Source organism: Amycolatopsis sp. lyj-112 (assembly GCF_046549055.1).
Lineage (GTDB): Bacteria > Actinomycetota > Actinomycetes > Mycobacteriales > Pseudonocardiaceae > Amycolatopsis.
Window position 1 is genome coordinate 84,815 of record NZ_JAJPWS010000003.1, and the last position, 24,181, is coordinate 108,995.

The 24,181-nt window shown below is 69.8% G+C and carries 25 protein-coding genes; 12 read left to right on the top strand and 13 right to left on the bottom strand.

What is annotated here, in order from left to right; all coding sequences use genetic code 11:
* Nucleotides 1-6: 6 nt before the first annotated feature.
* Nucleotides 7-1,242: an MFS transporter gene (locus ACLJRL_RS12295; protein WP_410656899.1), complete on the bottom strand. Its 1,236-nt coding sequence runs from the start codon at nt 1,240-1,242 to the stop codon at nt 7-9.
* Nucleotides 1,243-1,347: 105 nt separating this feature from the next.
* Between ACLJRL_RS12295 and ACLJRL_RS12300 the strand changes: the two genes are divergently transcribed.
* Together ACLJRL_RS12300 and ACLJRL_RS12305 are read left to right on the top strand one after the other, a co-directional pair.
* The gene (locus tag ACLJRL_RS12300) at nt 1,348-2,232 is read left to right on the top strand and encodes a LysR family transcriptional regulator (protein WP_410656259.1); all 885 of its coding nucleotides are present in this window, start codon (nt 1,348-1,350) and stop codon (nt 2,230-2,232) included.
* Nucleotides 2,233-2,302: 70 nt separating this feature from the next.
* Complete coding sequence (locus ACLJRL_RS12305; protein WP_410656260.1) at nt 2,303-2,914, top strand: phosphatase PAP2 family protein; 612 nt, start codon at nt 2,303-2,305, stop codon at nt 2,912-2,914.
* An 8-nt stretch (nt 2,915-2,922) separates the two neighbouring features.
* On the opposite strand, the gene ACLJRL_RS12310 is transcribed toward ACLJRL_RS12305, so the two are convergent.
* Nucleotides 2,923-4,407, bottom strand: coding sequence for a leucyl aminopeptidase family protein (locus ACLJRL_RS12310; RefSeq protein ID WP_410656261.1), 1,485 nt, complete (start codon nt 4,405-4,407; stop codon nt 2,923-2,925).
* A gap of 90 nt (nt 4,408-4,497) precedes the next feature.
* Nucleotides 4,498-4,665 (bottom strand): DUF3117 domain-containing protein, encoded by a 168-nt coding sequence (locus tag ACLJRL_RS12315; RefSeq protein ID WP_005155393.1) that lies wholly within the window; start codon nt 4,663-4,665, stop codon nt 4,498-4,500.
* A 195-nt stretch (nt 4,666-4,860) separates the two neighbouring features.
* Between ACLJRL_RS12315 and ACLJRL_RS12320 the strand changes: the two genes are divergently transcribed.
* Both ACLJRL_RS12320 and ACLJRL_RS12325 read left to right on the top strand, forming a co-directional pair.
* The gene (locus tag ACLJRL_RS12320; RefSeq protein ID WP_410656262.1) at nt 4,861-5,655 is read left to right on the top strand and encodes an enoyl-CoA hydratase-related protein; all 795 of its coding nucleotides are present in this window, start codon (nt 4,861-4,863) and stop codon (nt 5,653-5,655) included.
* A gap of 122 nt (nt 5,656-5,777) precedes the next feature.
* Nucleotides 5,778-6,263 carry a DUF6585 family protein gene (locus ACLJRL_RS12325; protein WP_410656263.1) on the top strand — a complete coding sequence of 162 codons (486 nt, stop codon included), beginning with the start codon at nt 5,778-5,780 and terminating at the stop codon, nt 6,261-6,263.
* On the opposite strand, the gene ACLJRL_RS12330 is transcribed toward ACLJRL_RS12325, so the two are convergent.
* Genes ACLJRL_RS12330 through ACLJRL_RS12355 form a run of 6 tightly spaced genes read right to left on the bottom strand, consistent with a single transcriptional unit; the run spans nt 6,260 to nt 9,261 of the window.
* Nucleotides 6,260-6,823 carry a DNA-3-methyladenine glycosylase I gene (locus tag ACLJRL_RS12330; protein ID WP_410656264.1) on the bottom strand — a complete coding sequence of 188 codons (564 nt, stop codon included), beginning with the start codon at nt 6,821-6,823 and terminating at the stop codon, nt 6,260-6,262. The genes ACLJRL_RS12325 and ACLJRL_RS12330 overlap by 4 nt on opposite strands.
* The gene (locus tag ACLJRL_RS12335) at nt 6,816-7,265 is read right to left on the bottom strand and encodes an SRPBCC family protein (RefSeq protein WP_410656265.1); all 450 of its coding nucleotides are present in this window, start codon (nt 7,263-7,265) and stop codon (nt 6,816-6,818) included. The genes ACLJRL_RS12330 and ACLJRL_RS12335 overlap by 8 nt, the downstream gene beginning before the upstream one ends.
* Nucleotides 7,262-7,564 (bottom strand): DivIVA domain-containing protein, encoded by a 303-nt coding sequence (locus ACLJRL_RS12340; RefSeq protein ID WP_410656266.1) that lies wholly within the window; start codon nt 7,562-7,564, stop codon nt 7,262-7,264. Before ACLJRL_RS12340 ends, ACLJRL_RS12335 begins: the two co-directional genes overlap by 4 nt.
* Nucleotides 7,561-8,235 (bottom strand): permease prefix domain 1-containing protein, encoded by a 675-nt coding sequence (locus ACLJRL_RS12345; protein ID WP_410656267.1) that lies wholly within the window; start codon nt 8,233-8,235, stop codon nt 7,561-7,563. Before ACLJRL_RS12345 ends, ACLJRL_RS12340 begins: the two co-directional genes overlap by 4 nt.
* Nucleotides 8,236-8,263: 28 nt before the next feature.
* Entirely contained in the window at nt 8,264-8,938 is a 675-nt protein-coding gene (locus ACLJRL_RS12350; RefSeq protein ID WP_410656268.1) for a permease prefix domain 1-containing protein, read from the bottom strand.
* Nucleotides 8,935-9,261, bottom strand: a complete 327-nt coding sequence (locus ACLJRL_RS12355; protein WP_016331437.1) for a helix-turn-helix transcriptional regulator — start codon at nt 9,259-9,261, stop codon at nt 8,935-8,937. The genes ACLJRL_RS12350 and ACLJRL_RS12355 overlap by 4 nt, the downstream gene beginning before the upstream one ends.
* Before the next feature lie 140 nt (nt 9,262-9,401).
* Between ACLJRL_RS12355 and ACLJRL_RS12360 the strand changes: the two genes are divergently transcribed.
* Genes ACLJRL_RS12360 through cydC form a run of 4 tightly spaced genes read left to right on the top strand, consistent with a single transcriptional unit; the run spans nt 9,402 to nt 14,695 of the window.
* A complete protein-coding gene (locus ACLJRL_RS12360) occupies nt 9,402-10,580 on the top strand; it encodes a cytochrome ubiquinol oxidase subunit I (RefSeq protein WP_410656269.1) in 1,179 nt (392 codons plus the stop codon).
* Between the two features lie 3 nt (nt 10,581-10,583).
* Nucleotides 10,584-11,576, top strand: coding sequence for a cytochrome d ubiquinol oxidase subunit II (gene cydB / locus ACLJRL_RS12365; protein WP_410656270.1), 993 nt, complete (start codon nt 10,584-10,586; stop codon nt 11,574-11,576).
* Nucleotides 11,577-11,585: 9 nt separating this feature from the next.
* Nucleotides 11,586-13,145, top strand: a complete 1,560-nt coding sequence (cydD, locus tag ACLJRL_RS12370) for a thiol reductant ABC exporter subunit CydD (RefSeq protein WP_410656271.1) — start codon at nt 11,586-11,588, stop codon at nt 13,143-13,145.
* 11 nt (nt 13,146-13,156) lie between these two features.
* Nucleotides 13,157-14,695, top strand: a complete 1,539-nt coding sequence (gene cydC / locus ACLJRL_RS12375) for a thiol reductant ABC exporter subunit CydC (RefSeq protein WP_410656272.1) — start codon at nt 13,157-13,159, stop codon at nt 14,693-14,695.
* Here the strand turns inward: cydC and ACLJRL_RS12380 are convergent.
* The gene (locus ACLJRL_RS12380) at nt 14,681-15,586 is read right to left on the bottom strand and encodes a glucosyl-3-phosphoglycerate synthase (protein ID WP_410656273.1); all 906 of its coding nucleotides are present in this window, start codon (nt 15,584-15,586) and stop codon (nt 14,681-14,683) included. The two genes, cydC and ACLJRL_RS12380, sit on opposite strands and share 15 nt — an antisense overlap.
* A 51-nt stretch (nt 15,587-15,637) precedes the next feature.
* On the opposite strand from ACLJRL_RS12380, the gene ACLJRL_RS12385 reads away from it, so the two are divergent.
* Nucleotides 15,638-16,312: a lysophospholipid acyltransferase family protein gene (locus tag ACLJRL_RS12385; protein WP_410656274.1), complete on the top strand. Its 675-nt coding sequence runs from the start codon at nt 15,638-15,640 to the stop codon at nt 16,310-16,312.
* 146 nt (nt 16,313-16,458) lie between these two features.
* On the opposite strand, the gene ACLJRL_RS12390 is transcribed toward ACLJRL_RS12385, so the two are convergent.
* From ACLJRL_RS12390 to ACLJRL_RS12400, 3 genes are all read right to left on the bottom strand, one after another.
* A complete protein-coding gene (locus ACLJRL_RS12390; RefSeq protein ID WP_410656275.1) occupies nt 16,459-17,037 on the bottom strand; it encodes a TIGR00730 family Rossman fold protein in 579 nt (192 codons plus the stop codon).
* Nucleotides 17,037-17,822: a TIGR00730 family Rossman fold protein gene (locus ACLJRL_RS12395; protein ID WP_410656276.1), complete on the bottom strand. Its 786-nt coding sequence runs from the start codon at nt 17,820-17,822 to the stop codon at nt 17,037-17,039. Before ACLJRL_RS12395 ends, ACLJRL_RS12390 begins: the two co-directional genes overlap by 1 nt.
* 113 nt (nt 17,823-17,935) lie before the next feature.
* Nucleotides 17,936-19,798 carry a glycoside hydrolase family 9 protein gene (locus tag ACLJRL_RS12400; RefSeq protein WP_410656900.1) on the bottom strand — a complete coding sequence of 621 codons (1,863 nt, stop codon included), beginning with the start codon at nt 19,796-19,798 and terminating at the stop codon, nt 17,936-17,938.
* Between the two features lie 203 nt (nt 19,799-20,001).
* Between ACLJRL_RS12400 and ACLJRL_RS12405 the strand changes: the two genes are divergently transcribed.
* The 3 genes from ACLJRL_RS12405 (at nt 20,002) to ACLJRL_RS12415 (ending at nt 24,120) form a co-directional block, all read left to right on the top strand.
* Nucleotides 20,002-20,208: a DUF397 domain-containing protein gene (locus ACLJRL_RS12405; RefSeq protein WP_410656277.1), complete on the top strand. Its 207-nt coding sequence runs from the start codon at nt 20,002-20,004 to the stop codon at nt 20,206-20,208.
* Between the two features lie 38 nt (nt 20,209-20,246).
* Nucleotides 20,247-21,578: a helix-turn-helix domain-containing protein gene (locus ACLJRL_RS12410; RefSeq protein ID WP_410656278.1), complete on the top strand. Its 1,332-nt coding sequence runs from the start codon at nt 20,247-20,249 to the stop codon at nt 21,576-21,578.
* Nucleotides 21,579-21,855: 277 nt separating this feature from the next.
* Nucleotides 21,856-24,120 carry a M4 family metallopeptidase gene (locus ACLJRL_RS12415; protein WP_410656901.1) on the top strand — a complete coding sequence of 755 codons (2,265 nt, stop codon included), beginning with the start codon at nt 21,856-21,858 and terminating at the stop codon, nt 24,118-24,120.
* The last annotated feature ends 61 nt before the right edge of the window (nt 24,121-24,181 follow it).

Consider the following 24,181-nt stretch of genomic DNA (forward strand, 5'->3'; position numbering starts at 1 on the left):
CCCCCTTCAACGCTGTTCCGTGAAGGCCACCTTGAGGGACTCTGATTCCCTCAAGGTGGCCTTCACGGACTTCGGGACCACCGAGACCACGGCGGCCACCGCCAGGGCCAGCCAGCAGGCGGTGAGCGCGATGAGCCAGGCCCAGCCCGCGTGCCCGTAGACGGTCGCCCCGACGGCGCCGCCGACGCTGCTGCCCAGGTAGTACGAAAGTGTGTAGAGCCCACCGACCTGGCCGCGGGCGTTCTCGGGCGCCTCTGCGGCGGCCCAGCCGTTGGCGACGGCGTGGGCGGCGAAGAACGCGCCGGTCAGCACCACGAAACCGAGGATGACCAGCGGCAGGGAGTCGGGCAGCGTCAGCGCGGCACCGGCGATCGTGAGCACCAAGGCCCCCACCAGCGCCCGGCGACGTCCGAAGCGGCCGACCAGCTTCCCCGCCGTCGCCGACGAGACTGACCCCATCGCGTAGGCGAGGAAGACCAGCGACGCGATCGCGGGCGTCAGGTCCAGCGGCTCGCCGGTCAGCCGGAAGCCCGCCGCGTTGTACAGCGCGACGAACGAGCCCATCGCCAGCAGCGCCACCGCGTACTGGACCAGCAGGACCGGTTTCCGCACGGCCTCGCCGAGCCCGGCCAGCACCGAGCGCCCCTGCTCGCGCAGCACCTCTGACCTGCGCCGATCCGCGAAAGTGAGAGCAAAGGTCCCCTGCTCCCCCGGCGGCAGGGCGATGATGGTGACCACCGCGCAGACCAGGCCGATCACCGCGACGACCACCAGCGCGCCGTGGTAGCCGAAGGGACCGGCGGTGAATCCGGCCGCGAGCCTGCCGACCATGCCGCCGACGGTGTTCCCGGCGATCATCGCGCCCACCGCCGCGGCGAGCCCGGCCTTGCCGAGCCGCTCCGCGAGGTAGGCCGCGGCCACTCCGGGGAACCCGGCGATGGCGACCCCCTGCAGCGCCCGCAGCACCAGTAGCGCCGGGTAGCTGGGCGCCAGCGGCAGCAGGAAACCGAAGACGACCGAAGCGACCACCGACGCGATGATCACCGGACGCCGTCCCACCACCTCCGAGAGCACCGCGATCGGCAGTACGGCGATCGCGAGCGCGCCGGTCGCGACGCTGACCGCGAGCGAGGCACCGCCGGGATCGAGGTGGTACTGCTCCGCCAGCTGCGGCAGCACCGGCTGCGGCGCGTAGAGCAGGGCGAAGGAGGAGATCCCGGCCGCGGCGACGGCGATCGTCACGCGGCGTGTGGTTCCGGTAGCAGGCACGACTCTGAAGCTAAGCCTGGCTAAACGATACGTCTAATACGGTCATCTGCCATTATCGATACCGTGCTGAATGAAAGGATGACCGCCCAGCTAGCCCCGCAACTGGCCTTGCTCACCGCCTTGCGCCGCACGACGAACGTCACACGTGCGGCCGAACTGCTCGGTGTGCCGCAGCCCACGGTAAGCCGCCGGATCGCGGCGCTCGGCGACGCCCTCGGCGCCCCGCTGACCGTTCCCGACGGCCGCGGCATCCGGCTCACCCGGGCCGCCGAACTCCTGGCCGACGCCGCCGAACGCGCCCTCGCCGCCGTCGACACCGGAGTCCGCCAGGCCCGCGAAGAGGTCGACCCCGAGTCCGGGCACATCGTTCTCGGCTTCCTTCACCTGCTCGGCCGATCGCTGGTCCCCACCCTGCTTCGCGGCTACCGGGCGGACCACCCCCACGTGCGGTTCACCCTGGTCCAGGGCTCGCGCCAGGACATGGTCGACAGGCTGACCAGCGGCGAACTCGACCTCGCGCTGCTCGCGCCCGCGCCCCTCGGCGATCCGCTCCTCGACACCGCCGTGCTCGCCGAGCAGGAGATCTTCCTCTCCGTCCCGACCTCTCACCGGCTCGCCGAGCGGCCCAGCGCCGCCATCGAAGACCTCGCCGACGAGGAGTTCGTCCTCCTCGAAACCGGCTACGGCCTCCGCACCATCACCGACGAACTGTGCGCCGCGGCCGGCTTCGCACCGAAGATCGCCTTCGAGGGCCAGGAGTCCGACACCGTGCGAGGGCTGGTCGCGGCCGGGCTCGGGGTGGCGCTGCTCCCCCGGTTCGAACCCGGCAGCCCGGCGGGCGTCGCCGAAGTCCCGCTCGTGCCGCCGGCCGGCCGGACGATCGGCCTGACGTGGCGCAAGGACGTCGTCCTGCCGCCCGCCGTCGCGCGGTTCCGGGAGCGGGTCCGCGCGCAGTCCTGGTGACGATCGTCGGGGTCGGTCACTGCCTTTCGCGCAAGGCGGCGAGTCCGTCATTTTCGCTAACTTCGGCTGAATGTACGACGACATCGTGGAGCTGGCGGGCGCGAGTCCTGGCTGGCTCCAGACGGCAGGCGTCCTGTTCACCGAAGCAGGACTGCTCGCCTTCGCCGCGCTCTTCGCCTGGTTGCTCTGGCGGGCACGCGCTTCGCCCGTCCGGATGGCCGTGGCCCTGCTGCCGCCCGCCGCGACCGCGATCGCCTACCTGATCAGTGAGGCGGTGAAGAGCGTGATCCGGGAGGACCGGCCCTGCCGGAACCTCGTCACGCTCGTCGACTGCCCGCCACTCGACGACTGGTCCTTCCCGAGCAACCACACGACGATCGCCGCGGCGGCCGCCGTCGGACTGGCGCTCGCCTGGCGGCGGCTCTCGCCTTGGGTGCTTCCCGGCGCTCTGCTGATGGGCTTCTCGCGGGTGTTCGTCGGCGCGCATTACCCGCACGACGTCCTCGCCGGTCTCGTCCTCGGGGCGGTGACGGCGTGGCTCGTGTTCCGGTACCTGACGGCCCCCGCGACCAGGCTCGCCCGGCGGCTCACCGCGCATGCCGGAGACGCGCCGACCCAGCCCATGCCGAGGGTGCGCCCGCGGGGCGATAGCAAAGGTCCCTTGCTCCCGCCCCGCAGGTGAACCGCAGGTCAGGCGTAGGAAGCGACCAGTTCGACCAGCGTCCGCGCGGCGAACCCTGTGGCTCCCGGCACGACGTCCTCGTAGGTCTTGTCGGCCCGCGCGGGGCCGGCGATGTCGAGGTGCACCCACGGCACGTCGCCGACGAACTCCCGCAGGAACAGCGCCGCGACGATGCCGCCAGGGCCACCGGGCGCCTGCCGGACGTCGCCGAGCGAACCCTGCACGGTCTCGGCCAGGTCCTCCAGCAGCGGCATCCGCCACCACGCCTCGCCGACCCGCTCGCCCGCCTTCGTGACCCGCTCCGCGAGCGCGTCTTCGGTGGCGAAAACGCCGCCGGTGCGGACGCCGAGCGAGACCTTCATCGCACCGGTCAGCGTCGCCGCGTCGATGACGACGTCCGGCTTGTGCTTCTTGATGCCGTAGACGAGCGCGTCGGCCAGGACCATGCGGCCCTCGGCGTCGGTGTTGCCCACTTCGGTCGTCTTGCCGCCGTAGTGGCGCACGATGTCGCCGGGCCGGTAGGACGAGCCGGAAACGTGGTTCTCGGCGGCGGGCACGAGCGCGGTGACCCGCACCGGCAGGCGCAGCGCGGCGATCGCGCGGACCGCGGCGATGATCGCCGCCCCGCCCGCCATGTCGGTGCGCATGAGGTGCATGCCGTCGGCGGGCTTGATCGAAAGGCCGCCGGTGTCGAAGGTGATGCCCTTGCCGACCAGCAGCAGATGCGTCGTTGCCCCGCGCGGCCGGTATTCCAGTTCGATCAGCCGGGGCGGCGCGGCCGAGCCGCCGCCGACGGCCAGGACGCCGCCGAAGCCCTCCGCCGCCAGCCACTTCTCGTCCCGGACCGAAACGGTCAGGTTCGGAAGGCCGCCCTTCGCGCGTGCGGTGGCGACAACTGTGTCGGCGAGCCAGGCAGGAGTCTTGATGTTCGAGGGCGCGTTCGCCAGGTCGCGTGCGAAGGCGGCGGCCGCGGCGAGTTCGCGGACCCGCTCCAGCGCCTTGTCGTACGCGGGCACGGCCCGCTCGTGGCGGGTCAGCAGCCGCACGGTCCGCACACTCGGCTTGGGCTCGTCGGCCGTCACCGTGAAGCGGTAGCCGCCGAGCAGCAGGCCGAACGCCAGTTCCTCGACGTGCTCGGCACCGGCGTCCGCGGGCAGTTCGACGGCGAACGTGCGAAACGCCTTCAGCCCGGCCTTGACGTCGTCGCCCAGCGCCGACGAGACGGCGCGGACCAGCGCGGCACCGGCTTTGCGGTAGTGACGCGGTTCGCCGTCGCCGACGCCCGCCAGCCAGCGGACGTCGCCGGTCGGAACGGTCTGGACGTCTCCGGCCTTGCCGGTGGGCCGCACGCCCCCGATCTCCTCGAGTACGGCGTCACCGTCCTCTTCGGACGGCGCCACGATCAGCGTGGCCAGCGGCGTGCCGCGCCGTAGGTCATCCGAGACCTCGATTTCGAGCAGCTTCCCCGGAACGGGGGGTAGCGGGTTACGCACAGTGAGCGACCTCCGGGCACAGATGAACCGCGACCCCGGCCTCCGAAGGGAGACCGGGGTGCGGGTGGTTGAACGTCGGTGCGGTCCGGCTCAGCCGGTGACCTCCTGCAAGGCCGCGCCGAGATCCTTCGCTTCTTCCGCGGAGAGCTCGACGACGAGGCGCCCACCACCTTCCAGTGGTACGCGCATCACAAGGCCCCGCCCCTCCTTAGTCACTTCGAGGGGACCATCTCCGGTCCGGGGCTTCATGGCCGCCATAGCGTGCTCCCTCCGTCTCAACCGGCGCGCCCGGGTCGCGCTCGTCAAAGCCAGCCGGGTCTACTGTCCATTGTCCCTCATCAGCGGCCGAGCGCGAACGCGGACCGATCTTTTGCCGCCGTATCGGTGCTGGTATGCGGCTCGCGAGGCTGAAAGACTTCACTCAGACCGCAGTTTCGCCGACTAGGAGATCCCGTGACCACATCCGACGTTCTGCTGACCGCCGACGCCGACGGCGTGCGCACCTTCACGCTGAACCGGCCGCAGGCGTACAACTCGCTGACCGTCGAACTCAAGGAACTGCTGCTGGCAGGGCTGCGCGACGCCGCGGTGGACGAAAGCGTCCGCGCCGTCGTCCTGACCGGCTCGGGCAAGGCGTTCTGCGCCGGGCAGGACTTGAAGGAGCACGTCGGGCTGCTGCAAGCGGGTGACCCGGCGCCGCTACACACGGTCAAGGAGCACTACAACCCGATCGTCAAGGCGATCGTGGGGATGCCGAAGCCGGTCATCGCCGCGGTGAACGGCTCCGCGGCCGGCGCGGGCGCCGCCTTCGCCTACGCGAGCGACCTCCGGATCGCCGCGACGTCGGCGAGCTTCCTGATGGCCTTCGCGAACGTCGGCCTCGGGCCGGACTCGGGCGCGTCGTGGACCCTGCAGCGCCTGATCGGCCTCGGCCGCGCGGCCGAACTGATGCTGCTGGCCCGCCCGGTCGACGCCGCCGAAGCGCTGACCCTGGGCCTGGTCGGCGAAGTCGTCCCGGACGAGGAACTGGCCGCCCGCGCTCAGAAGGTCGCCGCGAAGCTCGCGGCCGGCCCGACGGTCGCGTACGCGAAGATCAAGAACGTCCTCGCGGTCGCCGCCGAGTCCTCCCTCGAGGAAGCGCTCGACGCCGAGGACGACGCCCAGTCCGCGCTCGGCGCGACCGCCGACCACACCGAGGCCGTCGAGGCCTTCGTCGGGAAGCGCAAGCCGGCTTTCCAGGGCAAGTAGCAGCCCCCGAGAGACGCTATGAACGGCCCGTTACTTGCAAATTTTGCAAGTAACGGGCCGTTCATGGCATCGGCGACACTCTCTCGGGACCGGTACCGAGCGGTGGCGGTTAGCGTCCCGCGGTGATCCCGATCCCCGCCCACCTCCACGCGAAAGCCGCGGAGCACGGCCTCGGCGAATGCCTCCGCCGCTACCGTCGCAGGCCAGGGGTCGTCGGCACCTTCTTCGCCTTCGCACCACTAGCGGGCGCGCTGGCGCTCGGGATCCGCGAAGGCGACATGACCGGAGCGCTGGCCGTAGTGCTGTTCGTGTGGCCGCCTCTGTTCCTCCCGTGGTGCCACCTCACGAGGAAACGCCTCGACGGTGGCGTCTACGTCTTCACCGGCGGCTTCGCCGAGGTCTACGGCCGCAAGATCCCGCACGCGATCACCTGGGCCGAAGTCCGCGAAGTGCGCTACAAGGGCGTCGAGCACCGGGTGAACTTCTTCCCCGTCGCCTACGTCGCGAGGTGCACGATCGGCCTGCGCGACGGGCGCGAGATCGAGTTCGACGGCACTTACCGGCCGCTGGAGCGACTGGCGAACGACCTCCACGCCCGCGCGGCCTAGGCCCGGAAGCAGTCCTTCACGTGGTCGTCGACCATGCCCGTCGCCTGCATCAGCGCGTAACACGTCGTCGGCCCCAGGAACGCGAAGCCGCGCTTCTTGAGTTCCTTCGCCATCGCCTTCGACTCGTCGGTGATCGCCGGGACGTCACCCATCGTGCGAGGCCGTTTGTGCTTGGCCGGCGCGAACGACCACAGCAGGTCGTCGAGCGAGACGTCCAGGTCCTGGATCGCTCGGGCGTTGTTGATGGCCGCGAGGATCTTGGCCCGGTTCCGCACGATCGACGCGTCCCCCATGAGGCGGGAGACGTCGTCTTCGGTGAAGACGGCGACCTTCTTCGCCACGAACCGCTCGAACGCCTTCCGGAACGACTCCCGTTTGCGCAGGATCGTGATCCACGAAAGCCCGGACTGGAACGACTCCAGGCACAGGCGTTCGTACAGCTCGTCGTCGCCGTGGAGCGGGACGCCCCATTCGGTGTCGTGGTAGAGCACGTAATCCGGGGCCGAATTCCCCCATGAACAGCGCTTGATCCCGTCGGAACCCAGCAAATCCTCAGCCAACCCGGTACCCCTCCGCGTACTTCACGAACCTCTGCAGGCACAGCCGCAGTCCCAGCTCGAACCCCGGTTTCGCGACCGGCCAGCCGAGCCGCCCGACGACGCCGAACGGCGGCCGCAGGTGCTCCGCCCACACGAACGTCGACGAATGCGGCCCCTTCTCGATCACCTGGAACACCCCGGTGCCCTGCACGATCTTCCCCATATGCCGCACGACGCACCGCAGCGGCGGCTCCCAGCTGGTGATCTCCATCGTGTCGGTGAACCCGATCCCGGCGACGCCGGTGAACGCCGACAGCTTCGAGCCCACGCTGCGGCCGTTGCCCTCGATGACCTCGACGTCGGTGCCGAGCATCCACTCGCCCTGGCGTTCCCAGTCGGTCAGGGCGAGCCACGCCGTGCCGGCCGGTACCGCGACGTCGACGGACACGACGACATCGGTCACCTGGCGGCCTCTCGCTCGGCCTCCAGCTCGGCCACCCGGGACCGCAGGTCCTCGATCTCGACGCCGAGGCGCCGCATCACCCAGTCCACTTCGGACATCTTGTAGCCGCGCACCACCATCTGGTACCGGACCGCGTAGACGTCCTCGGCGGTGATGTCCTCGGCGGGCAGCCTGGTCGGCGAGCTGCCCGGGGGCAGCGGGGCCAGTTCCTCACCCCGGCCGAACACCACGGCGGCCAGCAGAAACACCACTGCGGCCACCAGCAGCATGACTACGAGGTAGATCAGGGCGGTCGTCACGCCACGATCGTGGCACACGAACGCCAAGATCGTCGCGCCAGCAACACGAGTCGCACGCTGACCACCACCCAAAGGATCATCAGCAGCCCGCACGGCACGGAGAGAAACAGTCTCGACGCGTCGAGGAGCCCGGTGGCGAACACCAGCATCGCCACCGAAAGCAGGTTGAGCCCGACGGCCTCGCCGATCAGCACCCCGACGGTCCGGACCAGGCGGGCGCCGTCCATCCGCCGGGAAAGCCAGCGCATGCAGACGAGGGCGAACACCCCCAGCACCGGCACGATGAACACCGAGCCGTGGGTGAACTGGGCGACGAACTGATACCAGGGCGGTGTCGGCGTCGCGAGCTGCGACCAGTCCCCGAAGGTCCACTTGCGGGCGAATTCCCAGGCGAGCTGCATGAGCGGGACACCGAGGATCAGCTTCCAGAGCGTGCGAGTGCCGCTGTGCATACCGAGTTCGGCCTGGTAGCCCTGCGCGATCACGGCGACCGGGCCGAAGTCCGCGACGGCGCGCCGCTGCGCGTCGAGCTCGCTCCAGCCGCCCTCGCGGTAGGCGTCGGCGGCGTCGTTGAGCCCGTCCCGCGCTTCGCGCAGCAGATCCCGCTTCGCCGACGCCGAACCGTCCAGCCGCGCGCGCAGGTCACCGAGATACGCCTCGATCACACTCATACCGTAATTCCCCCGAAGCTCCGCGCGGTCAGGCCGCGATCGCCATTTCCGGCCGCCGGTGACGGCGCGCGGCGACCGCGAGCCGCATGCTGAACAGGATCCACGCCCCGGACAGGACCGCGCACGGCACGCTGACGATCAGCCGGGCTGGCTCCAGCAGCCCGGTCGCGCCGCCGTACACCACGACCGCGACGAGGTTCGCCCCCAGCGCACCGGTCAGTGCCCACGAGACCGCGCGAGTGACGAGCGGACCGTCCCTCCGCCGCGAGAGCAACCGTGCCGCGATCAGCCCGGCGATCGCGACGGCCGGGGACAGCGCCGCCAGGGTGTCGGCCGTACCGATCGCGCGGTGGTACCAGGACGGCGGCGGGTCGCCGAACCGCGACCAGTCGCCGAAGCTCAGCACTCGCGCGAAATCCCAGGCGAGGATCAGCAGCGGGACACCGACGATCAGTTCCCACAGGACGCGGATGTCGCGCCGCAGCCCCAGCTCCGCCTGGTAGTCACGGGCGATCAGGTCGACCGGGCCGAAGTCGGCGACGGCCCGCCGTTCGGCTTCCGGTTCCCTGACTCCGCCCTCGCTGTAGGCCTCGGCCGCGTCGATCAGGCCGTCCCTCGCCTCGGTGAGCAGATCGGCCTTGGCCCCCGCCGATCCGCTCAACCGTCTGTCCAGGTCCGCGATGTAGGCCTCGATCGCGCTCATGCCGTGCTCCCCCCGAGGACACCACCTATGACAGTGGTGAACTCCTGCCACTCCGCCCGTTCCGCCGCCAGCGCCTTCTGTCCGGAGCGGGTGAGCTTGTACGTGCGGCGTTTGCGGCCGGACACGACATCCCACTCGCTGGCGAGGTACCCGGCCCGTTCCAGCCGGCGCAGCGCCGGGTAGACCGTGCCCGTCGGCAGGTCGAGCGCGCCGTCGCTGCGCAGCTGAAGCGCCTCGATGATCGCGTACCCGTGCAGCTTCCGGCCGTCGAGCACGGCGAGGAGCAACGCGTCGAGATGCCCGCGCAGGCTGTCGGCCTTCATAGATAGACAGTCTACACATCGTCGATCATCAGGGTAGTCGGGTCTTTCCCCGGACCGCCTCAGGGAATGTCCCCGAGATCACCCCGATTTCATAGATTTCGTGCCTACATGTAGCCAGCCTACGTATACAGTGCCTCGGCATGGACGCACTCCCGATCGCGAGACTCCAGTTCGCGACGACGACCTCGTTCCACTTCCTGTTCGTGCTGCTCACACTGGGGCTCGTGACGCTCGTCGCGGTGATGCAGACACGCTCCGCATTCGGCGGCAAGCCGGAACTGATGCGGATGACACGCTTCTGGGGCAGGCTTTACGTGATCAATTACGCGCTGGGAATCGTCACCGGAATCGTGATGGAATTCCAGTTCGGGCTGACCTGGACCGGCTTGTCCGCGGTCGCGGGCGACGTCTTCGGCGCACCGCTGGCCATCGAGACGCTGGTGGCGTTCTTCGCCGAATCGACCTTCCTGGGGCTGTGGATCTTCGGCTTCGGCAGGCTGAACAAGTGGGTCCACCTGACGCTGATCTGGCTGGTCACGCTGACCGCGTACGGCTCGGCGCTGTTCATCATGGTGGCCAACTCGTTCCTGCAGAACCCGGTCGGCACGCACGCCGAGAACGGTGTGCTGAAACTCGACGACTTCGGTGCGCTGTTCACCAATCCGGCGCTCGCGATGGCGCTGCCGCACGTGCTGAGCGCGGCGTTGATGGCCGGCGGTTTCTTCGTGGTCGGGGTCAGCGCGTATCACTTCATCAAGCGCACCGAGGAGATCGAGTTCTTCCGGCGCTCGATGCGGATCGGCGTGCTCGCCTCACTGGTGGGCAGCACGACGGTGATCGGCTTCGGCTTCGCCCAGTTCGGCACGTTGTCGGGCTACCAGCCGGACAAGCTGGAGTCAGTCGGGCCGCTCGTCGGAGCGTCGCTCGGGTTCATGATCCAGATCGGCTTCGTCGCGTTACTCGCCTCGCTCCTCGGCACCCTGCTGCTGTTCCGGAACTGGATCACCAGAATCAGGCCGCTGTTGTACGTGATGGTGTTCGCGATCCCGCTGCCGCTCGTCGCGGCGATCCTCGGCTGGGTGGTGCGGGAAGTCGGTCGCCAGCCGTGGCTGATCTACGGGGAACTCACCACTGCCGACGCCGTCGCGTCGATCCCGGCGGGCCAGATCCTGTTCTCCTTCGTCGGTTTCACGATCCTGTTCGCCGCACTCGCGATCGCCGACTGGGTGCTGATGTCGCGGGTCGCCAAACGCGGCCCGGAACCCGAGGAAGAACCGACGGCGCCGCGTGCCGAACTTCCCGTCCTGAGCGGAGTCTGACCGATGGTGATCTTGTGGTGGTGCGTGCTCGGTTTCCTGATCTCGGGCTATTTCGCGCTGGCGGGCTACGACTACGGCGTCGGCATGCTGCTCGGCAGGCTCAGCCGTGACGAGGGCGAGCGGCGGCGGGTACTCGGCGCGTTCGGGCCGTTCTTCCTGGCCAACGAGGTCTGGCTGGTGGCCGCGGTCGGCGTGCTCTTCGGTGCTTTCCCGCACCTGGAAGGGAAAGTGTTCTCCGGCGCCTACATCCCGGTCGTGGCGCTGCTGTTCGGGCTGGTCACGTTCACCGCGGCGGTGCAGTTGCGCAGCAGGCGGCCGGACGCCGGACGTGGCGCGTGGACGCTGGCGATCACGGTCGGCGCCTGGGTGACGGCGGTGTCCTGGGGCGTGTTCCTCGGCAACCTCGTCCTCGGCCTCCCGCTCGACGCCGAGGGGCATCCGGCCGGCGGCGTCCTCGCCTTATTCGACCCGTACGCGCTGCTCTGGGGCGCCGGGTTCGTGGCCCTGTTCGCGTTGCAGGGAGCTGCTTTCCTCGCCGTCCGGGCACCGGCCGAGTTCACCGCCCGCGCGAACCGGATCGCGAAAGCCCTGTTGGCGCCCGCGCTCGCGTTCTTGATCGTGGCAGTCGCCTGGGGCGCTTGGGAAACGACGGTGTCGTGGACCGTGCTCCCCGCGATCGCGCTGGCGTTCGGCGCGCTGGCCGTCGCGGCGGCGGCGCTGCGCGCGGCACGGCACAAGGTGGCGCTGATCGCCACGATGGTCCTGTCCGCGTCGCCGGTGCTGGCCGTCGGGACACTTCGTCTCCCGGACGCACTGGTGTCCTCTGTGGACGGAGGGTTCTCCTTGAGCCTGGCGGAAGCGGCCACCACGAACGAGATGCTCAGCCTGCTCACCTTCGTGCTGCCGCCCGCGCTGGTGGTGATCGCCGCAGTGCAGTGGGTGACGTGGCGGCGGCACAGCGACCGGGTCGATCAGCGTTCGTTGCTGCACTTCTAGGAGCCTTTGATGCCACCACTTCCCCGACTACGGCGCCACTTCGGCGTGCTGGCCGTGCTCGGCACGCTGTCCGCCGTGGCGATTCTCGTCCAGGCCGACGGTCTCGCGACGCTGCTCACCGGCGGCGGCGTGACCTGGGCGCTCGTGGCCGCGATCGCGGCACGGGTGCTGCTCACGGGCGTCCAGGGCGGTATCGGCGGGCGGTTCGCCGCGACCGTCAAGGCCGGGCTGCGCAAACGGCTTCTCGGGGCCGATGCCGAAAACCCGGGCGAGGTGGCGACCTTGGTGACCAAGGGAATCGACGCCGGCGACGCCTATCTGACCGGGTATCTGCCGACGCTGGTCATGTCGGCGATCGTGCCGGTCGCGGTGCTCGCCCGGCTGTTCACCGCCGATCTGGCGTCGGCGCTGATCATCACCGCGACACTGCCGCTGATCCCGGTGTTCGCGATCCTGGTCGGCCAGCACACAAAGGCGAAGACGGCCAAGCAGTGGCGACTGCTTTCCCGGCTGGGCGGGCATTTCCTCGACGTCACGCGTGGGCTCGGGACGCTCAAGGTGTTCGGCCGCGCCGAGGCGCAGGCGAAGACGGTGCGGGCGATGGCGGACGCGCATACGGACGCGACGATGCGCACGCTGCGGGTGGCGTTCCTGTCCGCTCTGGTGCTGGAACTGGTGGCGACGCTGTCCGTGGCGCTCGTCGCGGTGCCGATCGGCTTCCGCCTGCTGGAAGGCGGGATGGTCGTGCACACCGCCGTGCTGGTGCTGCTGCTCGCGCCCGAGGCCTACCTGCCACTGCGCGCGGCCGGGGCGAAGTTCCACGCCAGCGCGGAAGGACTCGCCACTTTGAAGGAGGCGCTGGCCGTCCCGGCCCAGGAGGTCGTCCGGGGCACGCACGTGGCCCGGTACGGCGCACCGCGGATCGTGCTGGAGAAAGTGAGCGTCGCGTACGGCGATCACATCGCACTGTCCGAAGTGGACATGACGATCGAGGCCGGTGAACACGTCGCGCTGGTCGGCCCCAGCGGGTCCGGGAAGAGCACGTTGCTGGCGGTATTGCTGGGATTCGTCACACCGACGTCCGGCCGGGTCCTGATCGACGGCGTCGACCTGCGTGAACTGGAGCCGGGGCCGTGGCGGGCCGGAACCGCGTGGGTGCCGCAAAGGCCGACGCTGTTCACCGGGACGGTCGAGGAGAACATCGCCATGGGGCAGGTGCCGGACGTCCAGGCGGCGGCCCGCGCGGCGGCGTTCGACGAGGTCGTGCAGGGCTTACCCGACGGCTACCGGACGCGCATCGGGGAACTGGGCGCGCCGCTTTCGGCCGGGCAGCGCCAGCGGCTCGGCCTCGCGCGGGCTTTGGCCCGCACCGAAGCGAGTCTCGTACTGCTCGACGAACCGACGGCCCGGCTCGACGCGGACACCGAATCCGCCGTGCTCGGCGCGACCCGGGAACTGCTCACCGGCCGGACCGCGGTGCTCGTGGCCCACCGGCCCGCGATGGCCGCGCTCGCCGGCCGGATCATCGAAGTCCGCGATGGGTCAGTAAAGGAACGGGAACTAGTGTGAACGTCTGGGGAGTGTCCACCAAGGATGTCGTCCGGCTGGTGCGCGCCGGGCTGATCGCGGCCGGGGCGGAACTGGCCGGACTGGCGCTGATGGCCACCGCCGCGTGGCTGCTGCTGACCGCGGCCGAGCAGCCGCCGCTCGCTTCGCTGACGGTGGCGATCGTCGCCGTGCGGACGCTGGCGTTGCTGCGCGGTGGCCTGCGCTACGCCGAGCGCCTGGCGGGACACGAAGTCGTCCTGCGGTATCTCGGCGCCTTGCGAACCCGGGTGTACACGTCCCTTTTGCCCCACCGGGTCTCCCGGCATTCCGGCGGTGATCTGGTGACGCGTCTCGTGTCCGATGTGGACGCCGTGCAGGACGCGATCCTCCGCTGCCTGCTGCCCGCCGGTGTCGCCGCCTTCGTCGGGCTGACTTCGACCACGGTGGCGCTGTTCGTCAGCCCGGTGGCCGGGCTGGTGCTGGCCGCGGGTCTCGCCGTCGCGGGGATCGCGTTGCCGTGGCTGTGCGTCCGGATCACCCGTGCGGCGGCGGAACGGAGTGCCCCGGCCCGCGCGGACCTCGCCGAACGGTCGGTCGAGCTGATCACCGGACGGCGGGAACTGATCGCGTACGGCGTCCATGAGTCCACTGTGGACGCAGCACACGGTGCCGTCGACGCACTCGCCGCGCGGGATCGGGCGACGGCGAACCGGACCAGTCTGCTGACCGCGGCCGGGATGCTGGTCCAGCTGCTCACCTGCGTCACCCTCGCGCTGACCGCCGGGGTTTCGGTGCCGATGACGGCGGCGCTGGCGCTCGGCGCGCTGACCGTGTTCGAGCTGGTGCTCCCGCTGATCGCGGCGGCCCAGCGCTGGGTGGAGGTCCGGGCTTCGGCCGGGCGGGTACGCGCGCTGCTGACCGAACCCCTGCCCGCACGTGGAACGCTGGCGCCCGAGCCGGGACATTTGCGGCTCGAAGGGGTCGGCGTCCGTTTCCCCGGCCGGGCTCCGGCACTGGCGGGCGTGGATCTCGACCTGCCGCCGGGCAAGCGCGTCGGCATCCTGGGGCCGAGCGGGGCCGGGAAGACGACGCTGCTGAACGTGCTGCTGGGTTCCGTCGCGCCGACCGCGGGGCGGGCTCTGTTGAACGGGAAGCCGCTCGACGACTACGACCCGGCGCTGCTGCCGTCGGTGGTTTCGGGCGCGCTCGCGGACGCGCACGTCTTCCATACGACGGTCCGGGAGAACCTGCTGCTCGCGAAGCCCGGCGCGGCGGACGCCGACCTGCTCGCGGCCTGCGCGACGGCGGGTTTCGACCTGCCGCTGGATCGCGAGGTCGGCTCCGACGGCGACACGCTCTCGGGCGGACAGCGCCAGCGGCTGGTCCTCGCCCGAGCGGTGCTGGCCGCGCCACCGGTCCTGGTGCTGGACGAGCCGGTCGAGGGGCTGGATCCGGAGCACGGCGACGCGGTCCTGGCCGGCGTTCTCGCCGCCACGCGCGGCACCGTGGTCCTCGTGACGCATCGTGAATCGCAGTTGGCCGGCTTCGACGAGGTACTACGACTGGGTTAGGCCGCGGACTTCCCGCATCGGCGGCCGGTCGCTGATCGACACCTCGGCCACCTCTGGCAGCCATTCGTCCTCTAATTGCCGGAACTGGGTGAGCTGGGCGGGATCGTCCGACTTGATGCCGCAGCGCGCGAGCGCCGTCCCGAGGATCTGTCGCGCCATCACACCGAGCTGAAGCAGCGAGCGGTTGCGATGCTTGCGTACACCGAGGTTGACCTGTGCCAGCCCTTCGAGGCCGTAGCGCGCTTCGGCGTCGAGGATGAGCCCGATCTCTACGCCGTACCCGGCCGCGAAGGGCACCGACTCGAGGAACTCGCGCGTCGCGCCGTACTCGCCACCAAGGGGCTGGATGAGCCCCGAGAGTGACGGGCGCAGCGCCGAGAGGACCGGTCGCGCCAGCAGTTCGGTGACCCGCCCGCCGCCACTGCTCTCCAGTCGCAGCGGCCGCCGATAGAACCCCTTGACCAGGTGGACGCCGTCCTCGCAGAGCAGCGGGCCGAGCAGCGTCGGCACGAACGCCGGATCCGGGTCGACCAGGTCGGAGTCGAGGAACACGATGACGTCGCCGGTCGTCGCGGCCAGCGACCGCCACAGCACCTCGCCCTTGCCCGGCACCGGGGGCAGCTCGGGCAGCACGTCCTCGCGGCGCACCACCCGCGCGCCGGCGCGCTCGGCCAGCTCGACGGTGGCGTCGGTGGAACCGGAATCCATCACGATCAGCTCGTCGACGACCGTGCCCAGCAGCGGCCGGACCGACCCGACGACGTCCGCGACGGTGTCCTCTTCGTCGAGTGCCGGTAGCACGACCGAAACCGTCCGGTCACCCTTCGCAGCGACGATGTCGTCGAGCGTCCAATCGGGGTCCTGCCACGTGCGCCGCTCGAACCAACTCATGAGTAGTGATCGTGCCATGCTGGAGTCCGACACCCCGTCGATGGAGGAACCTTGCTACCGCTACTCGTCCGCTACGTGTTGGGTCCGCTGGTCAGGGCGCTTTACCGCCCCGAGATCCGCGGCGCCGAGAACGTCCCCGCCACGGGGCCGGTGCTCCTGGCACCCAACCACCGGGCGGCCTTGGACACCGGCGTGATCACTTTCACCACGACCCGGCAGGTCAAGTTCCTGGGCAAGGCGGAGTACTTCACCGGACGCGGGCTCAGGGGCAAAATGATGGCCGGATTCCTAGGCGGCCTCGGCTACGTCCCCGTCGAACGCGGCAACGCCCAAGCCGGGCTCGCCGCGCTGGAAGCGGCGCGGAAGGTGCTCGACGCCGGCGGCGCGTTCGCGATCTACCCCGAAGGCACCCGCTCGCTGGACGGGCGGCTGCACCGCGGCCACACCGGCGTCGCGGCGCTGGCACTGGCGACCGGCGCGAAGGTCGTCCCCGTCGCGCTTTCCGGCACCGAGAACCTGCAGCCGCCCGGAAAACGGATCCCGCGACGGACGAAGATCACGGTCACCTACGGCACGCCTTTGGACTTCTCGCGGTACGAGGGGCAGGACTCGTCACCGGCGATCCGGCGTTCGGTGACCGACGAGATCATGTACACGATCCTGGAGCTTTCGGGGCAGGAGTACGTCGACTCGTACCACAAACGCCCTGATCAGAGCGCTGCCTGACGCCAAAGCGAGAGCAAAGGTCCCCCGCTCCCCCGCGTCGCCTGCCGAGCCCCCCAGCGATGCTATGAACGACTCGTTACTTGCAAATTTTGCAAGTAACGGGCCGCTCATAGCATGAGTTCGCGCGCAAGTACCTGCCCGCTACCTCACTTGGCCCACTTCGGGCGCGGCGGCGGTACGTAGTCCGCGAAAGCGTCCAGAAGCGCCGAAGCGTCCGAGTCGATCGAGAGCATGTCCCGGTACCCCGCCGACAGGAAGCCTTCCGACACCATGTGGTCGGCGAACTTCAGCAGCGGCGCGTAGTACCCGCCGACGTCGACCAGCCCGATCGGCTTCTCGTGCAGCCCGAGCTGCGCCCACGTCCAGACCTCGAACAGTTCCTCCAGCGTCCCGGCGCCACCGGGCAGCGTGAGGAAACCGTCCGAAAGCGCGGCCATCTTCGCCTTACGCTGGTGCATGTCGGCGACGACGTGCAGTTCGGTCAGTCCGGCGTGCGCGATCTCGACGCTGCCCAGCGCCTCCGGGATCACGCCGATCACCTCGCCGCCCGCGGCCAGCGCGGCGTCCGCGATGACGCCCATCGTGCCGACCGAAGCGCCGCCGTAGACCAGCCCGATCCCCCGCGAGGCCAGCAACGTGCCCAGCGCACGAGCCTCCTCCGCGTAGCGCGAGTCGAAGCCCATCGACGAGCCGCAGAAGACGCACACCCTGCGCGGAGCCGCCATCAGTGGGTGTCCTCCCATGCCTGGTAGGAGTCCTGCACGACCTGCACGGCGTCGTCGATGTCGTCGGTGACGTGCAGCAGGCCGAGGTCCTTCTCGCCGATCTTGCCCTCGGCGACCAGCGTCTTGGCGATCCAGTCGTACAGACCGCCCCAGTACTCGGTGCCGAACAGCACGACCGGGAACTTCGTGACCTTCTTCGTCTGCACCAGGGTGAGCGCCTCGAACAGTTCGTCGAGCGTGCCGAAGCCACCGGGCAGGCAGATGAAGGCCTGCGAGTACTTGATGAACATGGTCTTGCGGGCGAAGAAGTAGCGGAAGTTGACGCCGAGGTCGACCCACGGGTTCAGGCCCTGCTCGAACGGCAGCTCGATGCCGAGGCCCACGGAGAACCCGCCCGCCTCGTTCGCGCCGCGGTTCACCGCCTCCATCGCGCCCGGCCCGCCGCCGGTCATCACCGCGAACCCGGCGTTCGCGAGCGCGGCGCCGATCTTGCGGCCGAGTTCGTATTCCGGGTGGTCCCGTTTGGTCCGCGCGGAGCCGAACACGGTCACCGCGCGCGGCACCTCGGCCAGCGCGCCGAAGCCCTCGACGAACTCCGCCTGAATCCGCAGTACCCGCCACGGGTCGGTATGCACCCAGTCACTCGGCCCCCGTGAGTCCAGCAGGCGCTGGTCGGTGGTGCTGCCCTGGTCACGGCGATCCCGCCGCAGCACGACCGGGCCCTTGTGGCGCTCGATCGGACGTTCCGGGTACTGGCCGTCGGGGAATTCGCTTGTCTCACTCACCCCGCCAAGACTACGACGTCGTCACCGTCCGGAGCGGCAGCATCGCCGCGAACAGGAGTTGTCGGCTACGCGAACGTGGGGCCCGCGACGATCCGCGGGCCCCACGTCCACACTCAGGACCGGCCGGCCAGTGAGAACGCGAGCATGGCCGTCGATGTGAAGTCGATGGCGGGCTCGTTGCTGGGCCACGACGCGAGGTCGTCGGTGTAGCGGGACTCGGTCGTGTCGAAGGCGTCGTAAGGCTTCGTGCACTCCTTCGCCCCGGCCGGGAACGGCAGGTCGGCGAAGTGCTCCGCCCCGTTCGGTCCATTCACGACGGCGCCGTAGAGCACCTTCTGCTCACCGGCGAGGTTCGCCGCCTGGTGGTGCGGGCAGCGCGGGGACGTGGTGCCGACGCCGACGACCAGCGAGATACCCCAGGCGTTGGCGCCGAGGGTGAAGTTCCGCTGCTGCGAACCGAACGCGGCGTACCGGCGGTCGCCGGTCAGGTCCTCGTACAGCCGCTCGGTCGCGGCGAACCCGAAGCTCTTGCTGGCGGCGTCGAAGTCGGTGACGGAGACGGCCGTCCGGAAAGGACTCTTGGCGGCGTTCGCGACACCCTCGTCGAGCTGACGGCGGAGGTCTCCGATCAGCTCCTTCGGGCCGAGCGCGGCACCCGGGACACCGTGACGCAGGAGCTTCGCCAGTTCGGCGTGCGCCAGCGCGCTGGTGTCGTACAGGTTGAGCGTGCTCTTCTCCTCCAGGTCGATGTAGGCCTTCGCCCAGTGCGTCGCCTGCCGTGTCCACTCCGCGGATCGCGGATCCCGCAACGCCTTGCCCGCCAGTGCCAGCTGCGTCGCGCCCAGTTCCATGTCGTCCCGCCAGGACGATTCCGGGTAGTACGCGTGCGGGAAGGCGGTGACGAGTTCACCGACGTTCGTGGTCTTGGCCTGAGCGAAGACCGAGGCCGCCTCGGCGAGGTACTTGCGGGCCAGCGCCGGGTTCCGCTTCGCCTCCACCTGCGCGCCGAGCGCGAAAGCGGCGGCCACGCGGCCGGCGAGGTTCGGGCTGAGCGCCGAACCGCCGGGGTTGGCCGGGAAGACGGGGCGGTGCTTGACGAAGTACTTGGGGTCACCCGGTTTCACGTCGAGCGGGTCGTCGTCGTGCGGGTTCCGCCAGACGTCGTGATCGCCGAGGAAACCGAACTTGTCGCTGCCCGTACCGATTCCGACCTGGGCGTAGAGCGTCTTGCTCTTCTGGTCCCACATCTTGTCGAGCCAGTCGAGGCCGAGCGTGACCTCCTTGGCGAGCACGGGGTCGTGGCCCTCGCGGAGCACGTAACCCATTTCCGCCAGCGAGTACGCCGTGTTCGAGGTGAACTTGACGAAGTCGCCCGCGTCGACCCAGCCGCCTTCGACGTCGATCGGGCCACCGACCGGCTTCAGCGGTTCGGCGATCTCGTCGCCGCCCTCGCCGACGAACACCGGCCAGTCGTAGATCGTGGCCTGCTTGTCCGCCAGGTGCGAGGGTTTGCGGTCGAGACGGCCGGGGATGATGTCGTCACCGTCGCGCTGCGCCTGGAAGAACTCGTTGGTGGCACGGACGAGCGGGGTGAACAACCGCCGCTGAGTGTCCACCCGGAACGTCGGCGAGGTCGCCTTCGTCTCGCCGTTGACCTCGATCCGGTACTTGCCCGGCAGCCGGACCCTGGACAGGTCGAGCTGGTACACCGCCGGGTACTTCGCGTTCCACGCGCCGAGCGACTGCCCGGTCCGTCCACGATGGACGGTCCAGCCGCGTTCGTCGACGACCGAGAACGACCCCGGCGCGCTGGAAAGCAGGTAGGCGTACTTGGTTTCGGTGATCCCGTAGCCGACTTGGTCGACCCGGACCTCACCTTGTACCGCGGCCGCGGCCGAAACCGCCGGAACCGTCAAACCCCCGAGGACCAGTGCCGAAACCGCGGCCACCGCCCGGGACCAGGAACTCACCATCATCGGCGCCCCGCTCATGAAGGAGTGGAAGAATTAGTTAAGAAAGTTTCCTTTTTATTACGCAGGACGCTAGCGCGCGGGACATCCCCCGTCAATATGTCCGTTTCCCCCCATCCGGGGAGTGTTCTTGCCGGTCGGAAACCCACAGGGTTCGAGCAACGGTTAGCGGGTATCCCACTACTTCGAAGCAGCGAACGGGGCAGGCGATGACGAACTGGCACGAGCGGATGACCGGCTGGCACAAGTCGAGCTACACCCACTGGGAGGAAAACGCCTGCGTCGAGATCGGCACCGACGGCGATCTCGTCGGCATCCGCGACACCAAGCAGCGCGAACTCCCGGCCGAGGTCAGACCGGTTCTCGTCGTCCCGGCGAGCGGATTCGACGCGCTGCTCGCTCACCTGTCCGGCTGAACCCGGATACCCGCCGGGAAATCGTCTACCGTGTGGCAGTGCCGTCCCTGCCGACCCTGCGAACCGAGGCCGAACCACTCGGCGCGCGGATCCGGCGGTTGCGCAGGGCGCGCGGGCTGACTCAGCGTGAGCTCGCCGAGCCCCGGTACGACCGCGGCTTCCTCGCCAAAGTGGAGTCCGGCAGCCGCGTGCCCTCCGGTGACGTGCTGGCCCATCTGGCGCGCCGTCTCGGGCTGACCGCGGACGAACTCCGCTTCGGCAGGCCGCCGGGCGCCGCCGCCGAACTCACCGACGCGCTCGAGACCGCGTATCGCGAGTTGCAGCAGGGCGGCCTCGAGTCCGCCGAGCGCGAGTTCACGCGGGTGGAAGGGCGGGCTTTCGAGTACCGGTTGCCGGAGATCGAGTGCCACGCGCGGTTCTACCTCGGCGAGGTCCAGTGGCAGCGCTACGACATCCCGCTGGCGGCCCAGGGATTCGCGCACGCGCTCGAACTCTCCGAAGCCGCGTCTCCCCGGCTGTACGGGATGATCGTCAACCGGATGGCCGCCTGCCGCGCACTTTCGGGTGACCTGGGCGCGTCGGTCGCGCTGGTCGAAACCGCGCTCGCCGAACTTCGCGCCGCCGGCCCCGTCGACCCCGACGCCGAACTGGCCCTGCTGACCGCGCTGATCCACCCGCTCATCGAAATGGGCGCCCTCCGCCGCGCCCGGCGCGCCGCCGAGGAAGGGCGGCGCACCCTCGCTTCGGCGCACCGCAAGGACATCGCCGCGCGCTACCACCGACAGGCCGCTCAGCTGTGGCAGGCGATCGGCCTGACCGAGCGCGCCGAAAAGGACCTCTCGCGGGCGCTGCGGTTGTTCACCTCCATCGGGTACGACCGCGATGCCGCCCGGAGTCGCTGGGCGCGCGGCTTCCTGTGGCGGCGGATGGGCAGGCTCGACGACGCACACGCCGAACTGCTGCTCGCCCGCGATCTCCTGGCCGAGGCGGGTTCGCGGGAAGGCGTGCTGGGCGCGACCATCGAACTCGCCGACGTCCGCCGTCGCCAAGGCGCGTTCGACGAGGCCGTCGCACTCGCCGAGGGCATCCGCCCGCTGCTGGATCGATCCCCCGACATCGAGGCCAGGGCCGAAGTGCTGCGCCTGCTCGGGCTCATCGCGCGGGCGAAGGGCGATCTGCCCGGCGCGACCGGCCTGCTCGAAGAAGCCGCCGACGCCCAGGAGCGCGCCGAGTTGCGCGGCGCGCTCGTGGCGACTTCCTTGCACCTGGGCGACACCTTGCGCAGTCGCGGCTTGCTCGCCGAGGCCGTCCAGGCCTATCGGCGGGGCGTTCGCGCTGCCGCTATGTCCGATTCCGGGCCGCTCGGATGAAAACCATACGAAAGTCGCCATATATCGCACCTGGCGGGAAAATCCTTACTACACAGGGATTTTATTCCCTGCATGTTGATCACCCGTCGGGCCGCTAGGCCATCCGGCCCATTGACGCCCCTGTGACCGGCTCCTTTACTCGGACGTGTCCATCGGGATAACTGCAGTTATCCGAATGGACACGCTCCCCGTCCCCGCCGTGCTCCCCGCCCCGGTCGAATTCCCCGCCGCGCCGCTGGCCGTCCGGGTTCACGGTCCTGCCCAATGGAAGGTTCCCATGACCGTTCAGCAAGGGCTCAGAACAGGGTTGGCGGCCATCGCCGGCCTTGCCCTGACCTTCGCGCTCCCGGTGACCCCGGCGAGCGCGAACACCGCGACGATCCAACCCGCGAGCCCCGACTCGGTGGCCGCGAGTGCGGCCGACCGGGCCGCCGCAGCCGGGGTGGACCACCTGCGCAAGGGGGCCGACGAAGGCTTCCACCGCGTCGGGCTGACCCCGGGCGGCGGAGGACTCTTCTACGCCGCCTACGAACGAACCTACCGTGGCCTGCCGGTGATCGGCGGCGACGCGGTGGTGGTCGCCGACGGCGCCGGGCGTGTTCGCGGCACCAGCGCGGCGGAGACCGCGGCCATCTCGGTCGGCACTTCGGCCAAGGTCACCGCGGCGAAGGCGAGTGAGATCGCCCGCGGTCATCTGTCCAAAGTAGACAGCGTCAGTACACCGAAACTCGTGGTGCTGGCGGGGAACTCTCCCAAGCTCGCCTACGAGGTCGTCGTCGCCGGCACCAAGGCGACGTCGCCGAGCAACCTGCACGTGTTCGTGGACGGGGCCACCGGCGCCGTTCTGCAGACCCGTGACGACGTCAAGCAAGCGGCCACCCCCGCGCCCGCGCAGACCACGTCGGGCGAGGTCGGCGTCCTGGGCACCGGGAACAGCTACTACGTCGGCAACGTCACCATCGACACGACGAACTCCGGCGGCACCTACTCCACCCGCGACCCGCAGCGCAGCAACCTCAGCTGTGCACGCCAGGGCGGCTCGCCCTTCACCGGGCCGGACGACAACTGGGGCAACGGCTCCGGCACCGACCTCGAAACCGCTTGTGTCGACACGCTCTTCGGCGTGCAGACCCAGTGGAAGATGCTGTCCGAGTGGCTCGGCCGCAACGGCATCAACGGCAACGGCGGCGGCTTCCCCGCCTACGTCGGCCTGAACCAGGCCAACGCCTACTGGAACGGCTCGTCGACCACCTTCGGCCGCTCCTCGGACAGCCAGCGTCAGGTCACCCCGATGGACGTCGTCGCGCACGAGTACGGCCACGCCATCTTCCAGACCACGCCGGGCGGCGCGGGCAGCGGCAACGAGAACGGCGGCCTCAACGAGTCCACCGGTGACATCTTCGGCGCCGTCACCGAGCACTACGCCAACAACGCCAAGGACCGGCCGGACTACGACGTCGGCGAGGGCGTGAACCTGGTCGGCCAGGGCCCGATCCGCTACATGAACCAGCCGAACCGGGTCTCCGGGCACCCCAACTGCTACAGCTCCTCCATCCCGAGCACCGAGGTGCACGCGGCCGCGGGTCCGCAGAACCACTGGTTCTACCTGCTGGCCGAGGGTTCCGCGCCGGTGGGCAAGCCGGCCAGCCCGACCTGCAACAGCAGCACCGTCACCGGCATCGGCATCCAGAAGGCCGCGAAGATCTTCTACAACGGCCTGCTGAAGAAGACCTCCGGCTGGAACCACAAGGCGGCCCGCAAGGCCACCTTGGAAGCGGCGCTCGCGCTGTACCCGGGTTCCTGCACCGAGTTCAACACCACGAAGGCGTCGTGGGACGCGGTCAGCGTCACCGCGGCGACCGGTGAACCGACCTCGTGCACCCCGCAGGGCAACGACTTCTCGGTCGGCGTCACCCCGGCGTCCGGCACCGTCACCGCGGGCCAGTCGGCGACCGTCACGGTGAACACCGCGACCACCAACGGTTCGGCACAGTCGGTGGCGCTCACCGCCGCCGGCCTGCCCTCCGGCGCGACCGCGACGTTCAACCCGGAGTCGGTGCAGTCCGGTGCCTCCTCGACGCTCACCATCGCGACGTCGGCGAGCACCCCTGACGGCACCAGCACCATCACGGTGACCGGCACCGCCGCCAGCGGAACGCATACGGCGCAGTACACCCTGACCGTCGGCACCGGGAGCGGGGTCAGGACGTTCACCAACGGCACCGATTTCGCCCTCAACGACTACGCCACGGTCAACAGCCCGGTCACCTCGACCGCGACCGGTACGGCGACGTCGCCGGTGAAGGTCTCCCTCACCGGAACGCACACCTGCTCCGAGGACCTGCGGATCAGCCTGCGGGCCCCCGACGGCAGCACGTATTCGGTGAAGCAGACCGGTTCCCTGCCCTGCACCCAGCTCGGCACCCGGAACTACTCCGTGAACGTGACCAATGAAGCCGCTTCCGGAACGTGGACGCTCGTGCTCTACGACGCCTACGCCCAGGACACCGGCACGCTCGACAGCTGGACCATCACCGTCTAGCCCTCCCCACCCACGGTCCGTGAAGGCCTCCTTGAGGGACTCTGAGTCCCTCAAGGAGGCC